Here is a 12835-nt window from a genome sequence, read left to right as displayed (position 1 = left end):
TCCTACCATAAAAGTGTACTTTGCAAAGTGAGCTATGTTGCTATTGGCAACGGAATCACTTCATTTAGCGTACTTTCTTTTGCTCGTAAACAAAAGCTGTTTTGCGTTCCGCTCGACTTACAAACCAATTCATCATCAACAAAGTGACTCCAATATCATCTATAGGCATAAATGGCATCACATCAGGCAATACCCAATACGTTAACACTGGTATAAGAAATAATAATTTTTCTCCTAGAGGTAATTCCCGGGAGGTTAATAAGCTTGGCAATCTTTTAAAAACATGTGCCCATTGTTGTAGCGAAAAAAATCGATTCCATTTCACAATCCATCTCTCCCTTTTCTGTAGAAAACGATAATCACAGACACTTTTGATGTCTTGCTCTAGTATTACGGTAAACTCATCTAAAAGTTTCAAAGAGATACAACACCCGATATTATTTATAGATTATAAAATAAAAAAGCTTTCTTCGCTAAATGACACGAAGAAAGCTTAATCCTATGAAGTCGGATGATAAGTGATTAGCTTATATATTCTATTTATACGTTAAACTGGCTGTTGTATAAGCTTACCTTTGACAATAAGGCGATATTGACTGGAGTGATCAGGGTAGCACGTAATCAGCGTTACAATCGATTGTCCTCGTTCAGGTTGAAGAGCTTGTACTTGATCCGGTTCTACAATCTGAATATCGTATACCTGATAAGCATATTTACCTGTAGAAGTCTGCAATTGAAAAGAATCTTGCTTGTTCAATTCATGCAGACGGTTAAAAAACTGACCATATCGACTTGAACGATGACCTGCAATCGAATAATTGCTGTTAAGCTTACCCACTTCTCCACCGCCACTAATATGACCCAAAGCAGATTGTAACTGCTCTGGGTCAGCACCTTCGACAACTGCTGTTTGTAGATCAAGCTTGGGGATACTTAGAATACCCTGTACCTTTAACCCATCTACCGTTGTGGTTATTGATGCTTTTTGTTTCTTTGCACCCGTTTCATTTGAAACCGATTGAATGTTAGATTCTACTTCTGTACTTTGATCCAACCCGGTAGCAAATGTTTGTTTTAAAGATGCTTGTACTTGATTCGTATGCCAGTTGGAATACAAGGTATAGCCAATAGTCACTATACCTAACACTAACAATAACGTTCCACATCGAGCTACAAATTTGGACATTTCTATTCACCGTCCTTGACGATTAGAACGTAAAGAACGACGACGAACGATCCATCCGAAGATCATCATCAAAGCACCAAGCGTGTAAAGCATTGTCGAATCTAACCATTCTCCTGTTTTTGGCAACACAGATAATGAAGATGTGGTCATATCTGCTGTAACATCTGTGCTGTTAGCCGCTATACTCGCCGCAGTCACTATTCCTTTGGCTGGCTGAACAGAAGATTCTGTAGTCCATGCTACAGATTGTGGTATATCCGCAGATGCTGTAATTACACGATTCGGTTGATGATTGTTAATACTATCAGATGGGAATGCAGTTCCTTGCGTATCTTCTATCGTTACAGGTATAGGATTAGTAATAGAAGCTGTGGTCACTGTAGATAATCCAGTATTGTTAGGAAAAGGATTAGAGGTTGTATTATCACTAGATGATCCGACAGTTGGGCTACCACTATTACCTACCGATGAATTTCCATTATTTGTGCCTGAGGTGTCATTATTAGAACCTGCATTTCCAGTAGCATTATCATTGGTATTACCTGTATCGCCAGTAGTATTAGATCCGTTACCGCTCGTTCCACCGGGAGTACCATTGTCGTTATTATTGCCATTGCTTCCATTATTCCCGTTATTTCCTGTGTTCCCTTCTGTTCCACTACCATTATCTGGTTGTTGAGGAATAGTAGGTGTATTGTTATCTGGATTGGTGTCATCTGGATCTTCTGTACTTGGTGTTGGAGTAAATGTTTCATTTTCCAGTACAGCCACATTGATACCAGGCAACACATTATCCAAAAGCCCTACTGAAATAAGGGAAGAATGATCTGTCTGACCTGCTGCATTTTGCTGACTGCTATTTTCCAAAATAGAAAGATCAATAGCATCTACAATCAGATCAGTTGTCGCTACTTGCACAACCGCTTGTTGGTTAGTATTTGTAGTGTCGGTAGAAGAATTACTGTTATCCAATACGCCTACATGTAAATCGTCTCCTACAACAGTATCGGTTCCACTCACTTCCACTACAGCTTCATGATTACTATCTGTAGTGTCGGTAGAAGAATCATTGTTGTCCAATACGCCTACATGCAAGTCATCTCCTACAACAGTATCGGTTGCACTCACTTCCACTACAGCCTCGTGGTTGCTATCTGTAGTGTCGGTAGAAGAATCACTATTGTCCAATACGCCTACATGCAAGTCGTCTCCAATAATAGTATCCGTTCCACTCACTTCTATTACAGCTTCATGGTTACTATCTGTAGTGTCGGTAGAAGAATCATTGTTATCCAATACGCCTACATGTAAGTCGTCTCCAATAATAGTATCGGTTCCACTTACTTCTACTACAGCTTCATGATTACTGTCTGTAGTGTCGGTAGAAGAATTACTGTTATCCAATACACCTACATGCAAGTCGTCTCCGATAATAGTGTCGGTTCCGCTTACTTCCACTACAGCTTCGTGGTTGCTATCTGTAGTGTCGGTAGAAGAATCATTGTTGTCCAATACGCCTACATGCAAATCTTCTCCTACAACAGTATCCGTTCCGCTTATTTCCACTACAGCTTCATGATTACTATCTGTAGTGTCTGTAGAAGAATCACTATTGTCCAATACACCTACATGTAAATCGTCTCCTACAACAGTATCCGTTCCACTCACTTCCACTACAGCTTCATGATTACTATCTGTAGTGTCGGTAGAAGAATCACTGTTATCCAATACACCTACATGCAAGTCGTCTCCTACAATAGTGTCAGTTCCACTTACTTCTACTACAGCTTCATGGTCGTTGGTATTGCTATCAGTGGATTGATTTTGTTGATCCAATACACCAATATGCAAGTCGTCCGTTACGATTGTATCGGTTCCTGTCACCTCTACAGCAGCTTGGTGATCTTGTTGATCTGTTGTCGTATTGTTGTGCTCTGGTAACACATCAACATTGAATTCATCACCGAGTATTGTATCTTCTGTCTCAATACTGATTACTGCATTCGATCCAGAAGAGTCTGTTGATGTTGTATCTTTATTTTCCAAAATACCTACATGAACAGCACTCGATGAAGAATCTTCATGGTGAAGATCAATTTTCAGCAATGCATCATTTGTTGAATCTGCTGATACTGTTCCTTGTGACCATCCCAATACCGCCGCTAGACAACCTGTCGCTACCATTGTTTTCATTGACCATCTCATTGTTAATCGCTCCCTTTAATTTTTATTTTTTCAAATAAAATAGGGAGCTTCTTGCGGTGGTTGTCCTGGTGGTGCATGTGTCCATTGATTACTGCCATGCTCGGATTGAGCACGGTACGTTAAAAGATGAATACGATAATGCTTCCAATTTGCCAAACGATTATTAACAAATACATTTTGCGAATTGGAAGGATTACTGTTACTAGACCATTCTGCTGAACTTGAAGAATGTGCAACGACTAATCCTTGCACGCCTTGAATATCAAGCCAAATCGCTGCGCTTGGAGAAACAGGTTCTGTTCCTTTCACATCTGAAATGAATGGCTTACTGGATGGTTCTGGTTCAACAGATGTCTGAATTGCCAACGTATCTGGATTTGATCCCTTAGATACAAATTCATCTACTGGCAATGCTGTTGCATCTGATGATGTCTGAACAGATTGAACTTTTTCTTGAACTGGACTTGGAATCGTAGAAATATTTTTGGAAATAGATTTGGGTATTGATGGAATTGAAGCTGGTATATCTTTATCGTTAGACTCATTGATCGGTGAAGATTGAACTGCCTCTGTCGATGGGGACTGGGTTGCAATATGAACCGATGGGACAGCAGGTTGAACCGGTGGCATAGCTGGTGTATGACTATCCGGATCACCTTGAGTACTATTTTTCTGAGAATGGTGAGTTGCAGTTGTATCTTTCGATGGATTCGGTGCTACGGAATCATCCGGTACCGGAGTAGGTCGAACGTCTACTGGAAGCTGCGGTACAATCGGCGGAAGATTGATCACCGGCACATCAGGAACAACAGGTACGACTTCGGGTATAACCGTTGTGGTTGTATCTACAACAGAAGTGACCGTATCCTCTACTGTTTTAACGGTAGAATCTAAGACACCTGTAACGGTATTAGTTGTGTTGTCTACAGTATGTTGCACAGTGTCTGTAACATTGTTCACCGTCTGATCTACTGTAGAAGTTACACTACCTAATACATCAGAAGATTGTCCATTAGCTGCTTTATCTACTTCTTGAATGACATTAGCAGGTAAATCTGCAACGTCTTTGACAATCGTAGTGGCATCTGTAGTGGCTTGGTCTACTGTAGTAGATACTTGACTGGTTGTGTCTTTTACAGTGTTGGATACATTGTCTACTGTTTTGTCGACAGTATCTGTTGTACCTTTGACGGTATCTTTGACTACATTACTGATCGAACTGGTTGTGCTACTTAATACATTACCGACTAAGCTTGTTGTGGACTTCGCCGATTCATTTGTCGTCGATGAAGTCTGAGCAGTGGATGAATCAGGATTCGATACTTCTCCATCGGCATGAGCAATATCATGATGTGTAAAATAATATAAAAACAAAGCAATCAACAAAGCTAACACTCGATACTTCATAGGAGCTTTCACCTCCTTTCTATCGAAAGAATGTTGAGACAACGATGTTTAGACAACCAATCAAGCATTTAAAAGTTTAGTTACTTATATATTACCCTTTAGGTTACTGATTGATATCTAATTTTATACTTTTTTTATAGTAAATGTTTATTCTTATCGCGTACTTTTCGACAAAAATCATCAAATTACATAAAACCCATTGACATACTTGGTTTTAGCTTCTATATTAAATTTTAATATAATTAATTACTTGAAAGCTTTAAAGCGATTATGTACAGGGGGAAAAGAAAATGAAAAAGAGTTCAAAGTTAGCTAGCTTGCTTACATTAATGGTAGTTTTGGTACTGGCTTTAAGTGCTTGCGGTAATGGAGCGGCTAGTAATGATGGCGCGGCTACAGGTTCTTCTGATCAACCACTTAAAGGTAAAAATATCGCTCTCATTATGCGTTTAAACAACGGAACTTTTTCAGCTCAATATGTAGATGGTGTAAAAAATCAAGTAGCGAAATATGGTGGAACCGTTACGGTCATTACAGCAGATAACGATCTGAGCAAAATGGCTTCTGCTCTCGATGCAGCTGTAAATCAGGGTGAGTTCGATGGAATCTTACTTGATCATGGAGACGCAGGTGCGCTTACAATGGGCGTACAAAAAGCAGTGCAAGCCAATATCCCTATCGTTGCTTTTGACTCTGCATTAGATGGCGTACAAGGCGTAACTAATCTGGCACAAAATGACCAGAAAATGGCGGAATTAACGTTAGACCAACTGGCGAAAGATGCAAATGGTAAAGGCAATATCGTTAAAATCTGGGTTGCTGGCTTCCCTCCTATGGAATCTCGTCAAATTTCGTATAAAGCATTCCAAGCCAAATATCCAGATATCAAAGAAATTGCCGCTTTCGGTACAGCAGACAATGCTCAATTGGATGCACAGACACAAATGGAAGCTATTTTAAAACAATATCCAAATAAAGGGGATATTACAGCTGTCTGGGCAGCTTGGGATGAATTCGCTAAAGGCGCAACAAATGCAATCAAGCAAGCGGGACGTGATGAGATCAAAGTCTATGGTATTGATCTGAGTGATGAAGATTTGAATTTGATTCAGGATAAAAATAGTCCGTGGATCGCTTCAGCAGCTGTTGACCCGACAACAATCGGACGTGTACAAGTTCGTTATTTGTACCAAAAATTCGCTGGCAACACCAAAGATGAAAAAGTAGAATTGGAACCTGTCTATGTACAGCGTGATGATCTACCCAAAGACAAAAAAGTAACGACAGCAGATCTCAATGAATATGTAAAAGGCTGGGGCGAAAGTGATCAAGGGAATACTGATCAATTAAAAGCACTAGAAAAATCGGTGGCTGGACAATAATCCAAAAACATACATTCCTACTTTAATGTAGACCCACATTCCGGCGGTTTCTTAGGAGACCGATCCGGATTTTGTCTATACAGATATGGATGCGAAAGGAACAATCCCATGAATACTCCTCTACATGTCTCAACAGGTAGTCTAGTGATGAACGGCATCTATAAGTCATTTGCCAATGTACCTGCACTAACCGATGTGGAATTTACAGTAAATAGTGGTGAGATTCATGCACTACTCGGAGCAAATGGTGCAGGTAAAAGTACATTGATGAAAATTTTATCAGGTGCTTATACTTCTGACCAAGGTCATATTGTGATCAACGGTGAGCAAGTCAAGATCGATTCGCCAGCCGCCGCCAAGCAAGCCGGGATTCAGTGTGTCTATCAAGAAGTAGACACTTCGCTTATTCCCCAGTTGTCAGTCGCCGAAAATATTTTACTCAGTCATCTGACTTCTTCTCAAGGCAGTCCAATTCTGCATTGGAAATCTATTTATCAGCAAGCTGAAGCGATTTTGCAAAAGTTAGGATTTGCGATCTCTGCTCGTCAACAGGTGAGTGAATTGTCTTTAGCGGAAAAGCAGTTGGTATTAATCGCACGCATTATGGCAGAACAAGCTAAATTCGTTATTTTCGATGAACCTACAGCTCCGCTGAGTACGGAAGAAGCCGAACGATTATTTACCATCATGGAAGGCTTGAAAGCACAAGGAATCGGGGTTATTTTTATTTCCCATCGACTGCCTGAAATTTTTAGAGTCTGCGATAAGATTACAGTTATGCGTGATGGCAAAAAGGTAAGTACTGTGGCTACAGCTGAGACCAATGCTAATGAAGTGGTACACTCGATGCTCGGTCGAGCTTTTGCAGAAGAATATCCCAAAACATTTGTAACGATTGGTGACACTTTATTAACCGTATCTGATCTAGCAGCAGGTCGATATGTACAAGGGGTTGATCTGGAAGTTCGACGTGGTGAAGTCGTTGCTGTTGTGGGATTGGTTGGAGCCGGCAAAACGGAATTGTCTAAATTGTTATTCGGCGCGGATCAACCCGAACGAGGAACAATTCAATTAAGCGGTCGTAACCTGCATTCCAAAACGCCTTATCATGCGCTCACTTCCGGGATTGTGCTTGTTCCTGAAGAACGCCGTAAAGAAGGTATTCTGGTCAAAGAATCGGTGTTGCATAATTTAAGCTTACCTATTTTGAAAAAAATCACCCATATGGGTATCGTCTCGAAAACTGCTGAAAAACAGCATGGTGATCAACTGATTCAATCGCTAGGCATCAAAACGTCATCGGATCAGCAGTTAACGGGCTATCTTAGTGGAGGAAATCAACAGAAAGTAGCGATTGGGAAATGGATGCAGACAGATGCAGAACTTTTTATACTCGATGAACCGACTAAAGGTGTTGATATTGGAGCCAAACGGGATATTTTCAAAGTGATCGGAGAACTAGCTGGTCAAGGTAAAGGCATTCTATACCTTACGTGTGAATTTGAAGAAGCGATCGGGCTGGCTGATCGTATCCTCGTCATGTGTGATGGTAAAATCATGAAATCTTTTAACTATGGAGAAGCTTCACAAGAAGATTTGTTATATTATGCCAGCGCTGGCCGGGAGGAACTTGTATGAATCACAAAATCGCTCAATTCTCGTATCGTTATGGAGCTTTGATCTTTATCGGGCTTGTGCTACTCTTTTTCTCTATTTATAATCAACACTTTTTTACCTACAACAATATCAGCGATATTTTACGTTCCATCTCAATTGTCACATTTGTTGCGATTGGTATTACGATTTCACTGACTGTAGATGGATTCGATCTCTCTGCGGGCTCGACCGTATCGCTCACGACTGTTGTAGTGGCAGCGATGATGGTCTGGCATCAGATGCCTTTGATTCTGGTATTGATTGTTCCTTTGATTATTGGCGCACTGGTCGGATTATTAAATTCTTTTTTGATTGTCAAAATTCGTATTCCTGATCTACTGGCTACACTAGCTGTGATGTATATAGTTAGCGGCATTCATAGAACGTATACAAAAGGGTATTCGATCTACAATAATATGCAATTTCAAGATGGAACCAAAGCACCCGGTGTGATGTTGGATTCATTTCTATGGATTGGTCAGGGTAAATTATTAGGTGTTCCTTTCCCTGTTATTCTAATGCTTGTCGCTGTGATTGGGATGCACTTATTCTTCAAATATACACGTGGCGGACGACAAATGATTATGACAGGTAGTAATGAAGAAGCGGCTCGCCTATCCGGTCTACGTGTGAATCGTGTGCGTACCCTTGCTTATGTAGCTTCCGGTGTATTTGCAGCAGTTGGCGGGATTTTATTTGCAGCTCGTGTCGGTTCCGGTCAGATTGATGCAGGATCGTCGATGCAAATGGATGCACTTGCAGCCGTGTTTGTAGGCTACTCGGTATTTGGTGCAGGTCGTCCGAATGTTATCGGTACTTTTTTCGGTGCTGTGTTGATGGGAGTACTTGTCAATGGAATGACTATGCTTCATGTCCAGTATTACACTACAGATATTATCAAAGGAGCAGTACTTGTTCTCGCTTTGGCAGTAACTTTTGTGCATCGTAAACGTCAAAAAGTATAACTTAAGACGTTGGATCGGCTATAGGACATACTAAATACTTGATTTTTAAAGGAGGATATTCGATATGACCCTTTCTCAACCATCGTATGAAGCTCTTACAGAACATACAGCAATCACCCTTGCCAAAAAATTAGAGTTATTCGATAGCAATGCCGATCTGGTCTGTCATGAAATTGGTGATGGGAATCTTAATATGGTATTTCGGATCACAGAACCTGCTGCTCAGCGTGGCATTATTATCAAGCAAGCTCTTCCTTATGTACGTGTGATTGGAGAAGGTTGGCCTTTGACTTTGAACCGTGCAGTGATCGAAAGTGAAGCATTGCGACATTTCGCCAAACATGTACCTCAGTTTGTACCGGAAATTTATTATACCGATGCAGCTTATGCCATTACCGTTATGGAAGATCTGTCTCATCTCACTATTGTACGTACAGGCTTAGCCAGTGGTTCTACCTATCCGTTACTCTCCACCCATATTGGTGAATTTCTAGCAAAGACTCTTTTTGCAACGTCAGACTTTGCGATGGGCCCGCAGGAGAAGCGTGAACTGGCACTACAATTTCATAATCCTGAATTGTGTAAAATTACAGAAAATTTCGTATTCACGTATCCACTATTTAACCATGAGACTAACGATGTAGAAGATATTTTGCGTCCTACAGCAGAAGCATTATGGAACGATCAAGTTCTTTTATTAGAAGCGGCAAAGTTGAAGCAGACATTTATGACCCATGCCGAAGCTTTGCTACATGGTGATCTGCATACCGGTAGTATTTTTGCCAGTGACGAAGAAACCAAAGTTATTGATCCTGAGTTTGCTTTTTACGGACCGATCGGGTTTGATGTAGGTCTATTTATAGCTAATACGTTATTGTCTGCACTGGCTCGTGAAGAAAGTGACCGAGCTGCACTGTTATTTCATATCACTCAAGTATGGGACGTATTTACAATAACGTTCTCCAATCTATGGCGACAGAACAACGTAGACGATTTTGCACAGGTTGAAGGTTATCTGGAATATCAGTTACAACATATTTGGGAAGATGCTGTTGGCTTCGCAGGAAGTGAGATCATTCGTCGTATTTTCGGTTTGGCTCATGCTCGGGATATTGAAGCGATCACAGAAGATACTCACAGACTGGCTGTCAAACGCAATGCAGCTGCGCTAGGACGTGATTTTATAGTAAACCGTTCGTTATACCAAAGTCCTTCGCAAATCGTACAGGCGCTACAACAGGTCGTTACAGGAGCATCTATCGTGCATATCTAACTTTTCAGATCACCATATCGTTTGAATGTAGAACAGATGAATAGTAGCATCAAAAAAGCTACCTCCAACTCTTCAAGAGTAAAGGTAGCTTTTTTATGTACTTTTGAATAGATGCAGAGATCCAAATGCTCTATACTACACCATTCGTGAGACTTGCCACAATACAGGAGTAAGCTTAATCTGCTCTCCTAGCCATTGACGGGCAATGTGTTGAAATATCTCTGCGGTGCCACTACAGAAAAATTCATGGACAGGCAACTCTTCAGTAAGCGCTAGCTTGCCTTTATTGTACAAAATAGTACTGATCTCACGTGCTGTTTCTTCGGCTGAATTGATCAACTTAACATCAGGGCCGACAGCAGCTTGAATCGCTTCATGTAGAAATGGATAATGCGTACAACCTAGAATCAGACAATCAATCGGATAACTACGTACAGGCGCTAACACTTGCTGTGCTACCTCATAAGCTTCATCGTCTAGAAATACACCACGTTCGACTAAAGGAACAAATTCAGGGCAGGCCTGACTGTATACCTGTATAAACGGTGATAATTGCTTCAACGCTGCTGAATATGCACCACTATTAATCGTTCCGACCGTACCAATAACGCCGACAAAGCCTGTTTTAGTTGCACTAATCGCTGCTCTTGAACCTGGATGAATCACACCGATTACCGGTATAGACACTTTTGAACTGATATGTTCTAAGGCTGCTGCCGTTGCGGTGTTACAAGCAATCACTATCATTTTAGGTTGAAAGGTCATTAAATAATTCACAATTTGCTCTGTAAATTCTCTAACTTCTTCGAGGGAACGAGGTCCATAAGGAGCACGCTCAGTATCTCCAAAATAAATGATTTTTTCGCGTGGTAGTTGTCGCATAACTTCTTTTGCAACAGTTAATCCTCCCACACCGGAGTCAAATATAGCTATCGGTTGTTGCACGTACATATCGCTTCCTTTTCGTAAACTGTACCTATTATACCGTATACACACATAGTCGCAAGTGAAAGATGTAACGTTGATTTAGACGCTATAATTTCCTTTTGTTTCTGGGCCTTGTGTGTCTGCTTGTTCTGCTTTGAGAGCAGCCAATTCTACTTTTACTTCTGCTGTTGCAATATTGATCTGTTCTTTCCAATCTTTGACCACACCGACAACTTCTCTACTCAACTCGGCGAGTTCACGACCTTTAGCTCCTGCAATACGAGCATTTGTAGAAATATCGGAACGCAGTTCACGACCTTGCTTAGGTGCAAGTAAAAGTGCTGTAGATCCTCCTACCAATAGTCCTGTCAAAATACCACATGTTAAACTTTTCGATTTGTTATGATTTGGCATTGTTATCTCTCCTTCGTTTCACTTATGTTTTCTATATGTGTATTACCCATACACCGCTTAAATATCCCACTTGTCTGCTGAGCATTATGCTACAACCCAAAAAGCAGACCTATAAGCTGTCTGCTTTTACTCAGAACTTGTCGATGATTGGGGTTGAAATTGAATCTGATAGACACAACAACGTCCACCTTTAGCAATACATTCTGTACGCTCTATATCAGCTTGCAACAATTGTTCAAATAACTGCTGTTCACACTGACAAGCAATATCATAACGATTAGCAATCTGGTTAATCGGACAGTTGTATTCGTAAATCGTATAATGATTCTCACTTTGTTGTTCATAACGAGCCATATAACCACCGTTATGCTGAATATCTGTTAACGCCGCTACTCGTTCTTGATGATCTTCAGTGTCGGCAATACTTTGATAACGAGATAATAACTTCTGCTTACGTCCTTCAAACAATCGAGATACATCTTCTTCATCCAATTCACTCAACAAATCTAGTGCTAACTGATGATAATTATGTGGAAAATGTTCTTCTGCCCGTTCACTTAACCGAAAACGCAAAAATGGTCTACCTGTCGGGATACGTACGGTTTCGGTGATCAGTAACCCTTCTTGATCTAACGTATGAATATGACGTCTTACCGCCATCTCTGTAATATTTAATTCCCGTGCTAGCTCAGATACACTGAAAGGTCCTTGTGTTTTGAGCATAATCATAATACTGCGCCGGGTCGATGGTTCCTGATGGGACTTCATCGTATGACCCCCTTGCTCTAAATTGAAATAAAAATGACCCCATCCGCTTTGTCAGCGAAAAGGGTCACATCATCCCTTTGTGTATTAACGCTATTGTAGCGTATCAACAGGGGGATGTAAATTCCAAAGCTATCTTTTCAAACAAGATATTTACAATCTTATTCCATATTATGTAGACGTAGAATTACCTGATGCTCTGTCTACATTTACTACAGTCAACGAATCTAATTCCTGATCCAGATACGTATACACACGTTGACCAAATTCTTTCAACACATGCACTAAAGGAGTCGTTAATGGGTGCAGTTCTGTACGATTCCAATCATAATACTCCTGTACCAATGGGCGACGAAGGCGTACTAATGCAGTCAATGTCTCACCCATCGGTTGATCAATCACTTTCTCATCACGCATAATGTCTACGATATCGTCATAACTACTAGCATCCCGCATAATAAAGCCATCAATCAAATAACTGCCGATATCTGTGACACATTCAATCGCTAAATGAAGGGCTCGCTCTTGAACAAAACCAGAAATAAGACTGCTGTCCCAATGCGTAGACACTTGTTGTAATGCTTCACATACATCTTCTAGGGCTACAATTCTTCGTTCAATCTGTTCACGGTTTATATAGTACAAAAGAGTCACA

At 40.7% G+C, this 12835-nt stretch carries 12 protein-coding genes; 4 read left to right on the top strand and 8 right to left on the bottom strand.

Features of this window, described 5'->3' with window-relative positions:
- Positions 1 to 64: 64 nt before the first annotated feature.
- The 4 genes from PO903_RS12975 to PO903_RS12960 all read right to left on the bottom strand — a co-directional run bounded on the left by PO903_RS12975 (position 65) and on the right by PO903_RS12960 (position 4798).
- Positions 65 to 325 carry a hypothetical protein gene (locus tag PO903_RS12975; protein ID WP_069327046.1) on the bottom strand — a complete coding sequence of 87 codons (261 nt, stop codon included), beginning with the start codon at positions 323 to 325 and terminating at the stop codon, positions 65 to 67.
- Between the two features lie 222 nt (positions 326 to 547).
- Entirely contained in the window at positions 548 to 1186 is a 639-nt protein-coding gene (locus PO903_RS12970; protein WP_273593616.1) for a class D sortase, read from the bottom strand.
- Between the two features lie 6 nt (positions 1187 to 1192).
- Positions 1193 to 3391 carry a hypothetical protein gene (locus PO903_RS12965; protein ID WP_273593615.1) on the bottom strand — a complete coding sequence of 733 codons (2199 nt, stop codon included), beginning with the start codon at positions 3389 to 3391 and terminating at the stop codon, positions 1193 to 1195.
- Positions 3392 to 3421: 30 nt separating this feature from the next.
- Positions 3422 to 4798 (bottom strand): hypothetical protein, encoded by a 1377-nt coding sequence (locus PO903_RS12960; RefSeq protein ID WP_273593614.1) that lies wholly within the window; start codon positions 4796 to 4798, stop codon positions 3422 to 3424.
- Positions 4799 to 5088: 290 nt separating this feature from the next.
- Here PO903_RS12960 and PO903_RS12955 point away from each other — a divergent pair, with 290 nt between their 5' ends.
- The 4 genes from PO903_RS12955 to mtnK all read left to right on the top strand — a co-directional run bounded on the left by PO903_RS12955 (position 5089) and on the right by mtnK (position 10074).
- Positions 5089 to 6180 carry a sugar ABC transporter substrate-binding protein gene (locus PO903_RS12955; RefSeq protein ID WP_273593613.1) on the top strand — a complete coding sequence of 364 codons (1092 nt, stop codon included), beginning with the start codon at positions 5089 to 5091 and terminating at the stop codon, positions 6178 to 6180.
- A 108-nt stretch (positions 6181 to 6288) separates the two neighbouring features.
- Entirely contained in the window at positions 6289 to 7818 is a 1530-nt protein-coding gene (locus tag PO903_RS12950) for a sugar ABC transporter ATP-binding protein (RefSeq protein ID WP_273593612.1), read from the top strand.
- On the top strand, positions 7815 to 8801 hold the full coding sequence (locus tag PO903_RS12945; protein ID WP_069327040.1) for an ABC transporter permease: 987 nt from the start codon (positions 7815 to 7817) through the stop codon (positions 8799 to 8801). Before PO903_RS12950 ends, PO903_RS12945 begins: the two co-directional genes overlap by 4 nt.
- A gap of 64 nt (positions 8802 to 8865) precedes the next feature.
- Positions 8866 to 10074, top strand: a complete 1209-nt coding sequence (gene mtnK / locus PO903_RS12940) for an S-methyl-5-thioribose kinase (RefSeq protein ID WP_273593611.1) — start codon at positions 8866 to 8868, stop codon at positions 10072 to 10074.
- Positions 10075 to 10209: 135 nt separating this feature from the next.
- Here the strand turns inward: mtnK and racE are convergent, their stop codons facing one another.
- The 4 genes from racE to PO903_RS12920 all read right to left on the bottom strand — a co-directional run bounded on the left by racE (position 10210) and on the right by PO903_RS12920 (position 12825).
- A complete protein-coding gene (gene racE, locus PO903_RS12935; RefSeq protein WP_069327039.1) occupies positions 10210 to 11019 on the bottom strand; it encodes a glutamate racemase in 810 nt (269 codons plus the stop codon).
- A gap of 81 nt (positions 11020 to 11100) precedes the next feature.
- Positions 11101 to 11415, bottom strand: a complete 315-nt coding sequence (locus PO903_RS12930; protein ID WP_069327038.1) for a YtxH domain-containing protein — start codon at positions 11413 to 11415, stop codon at positions 11101 to 11103.
- Positions 11416 to 11541: 126 nt separating this feature from the next.
- A complete protein-coding gene (locus PO903_RS12925) occupies positions 11542 to 12183 on the bottom strand; it encodes a helix-turn-helix transcriptional regulator (protein ID WP_273593610.1) in 642 nt (213 codons plus the stop codon).
- Positions 12184 to 12351: 168 nt separating this feature from the next.
- Complete coding sequence (locus PO903_RS12920) at positions 12352 to 12825, bottom strand: DUF86 domain-containing protein (RefSeq protein WP_069327036.1); 474 nt, start codon at positions 12823 to 12825, stop codon at positions 12352 to 12354.
- Positions 12826 to 12835: the final 10 nt, after the last annotated feature.

Origin of the sequence: Paenibacillus sp. PK4536, from assembly GCF_028594455.2 — a bacterium.
GTDB lineage: Bacteria > Bacillota > Bacilli > Paenibacillales > Paenibacillaceae > Saccharibacillus > Saccharibacillus nuruki.
Note: the sequence above shows the minus strand (reverse complement) of the source record. Positions and strands in the feature narration are given on the sequence as shown.

What these genes read in the sequence shown, in the direction of transcription:
- PO903_RS12965 (WP_273593615.1), bottom strand. Translation starts at nt 3,391, where the DNA reads ATGAGATGGTCAATGAAAACAATGGTAGCGACAGGTTGTCTAGCGGCG.
- PO903_RS12930 (WP_069327038.1), bottom strand. Translation starts at nt 11,415, where the DNA reads ATGCCAAATCATAACAAATCGAAAAGTTTAACATGTGGTATTTTGACA.
- PO903_RS12970 (WP_273593616.1), bottom strand. Translation starts at nt 1,186, where the DNA reads ATGTCCAAATTTGTAGCTCGATGTGGAACGTTATTGTTAGTGTTAGGT.
- PO903_RS12950 (WP_273593612.1), top strand. Translation starts at nt 6,289, where the DNA reads ATGAATACTCCTCTACATGTCTCAACAGGTAGTCTAGTGATGAACGGC.
- PO903_RS12925 (WP_273593610.1), bottom strand. Translation starts at nt 12,183, where the DNA reads ATGAAGTCCCATCAGGAACCATCGACCCGGCGCAGTATTATGATTATG.
- mtnK (WP_273593611.1), top strand. Translation starts at nt 8,866, where the DNA reads ATGACCCTTTCTCAACCATCGTATGAAGCTCTTACAGAACATACAGCA.
- PO903_RS12955 (WP_273593613.1), top strand. Translation starts at nt 5,089, where the DNA reads ATGAAAAAGAGTTCAAAGTTAGCTAGCTTGCTTACATTAATGGTAGTT.
- PO903_RS12945 (WP_069327040.1), top strand. Translation starts at nt 7,815, where the DNA reads ATGAATCACAAAATCGCTCAATTCTCGTATCGTTATGGAGCTTTGATC.
- PO903_RS12960 (WP_273593614.1), bottom strand. Translation starts at nt 4,798, where the DNA reads ATGAAGTATCGAGTGTTAGCTTTGTTGATTGCTTTGTTTTTATATTAT.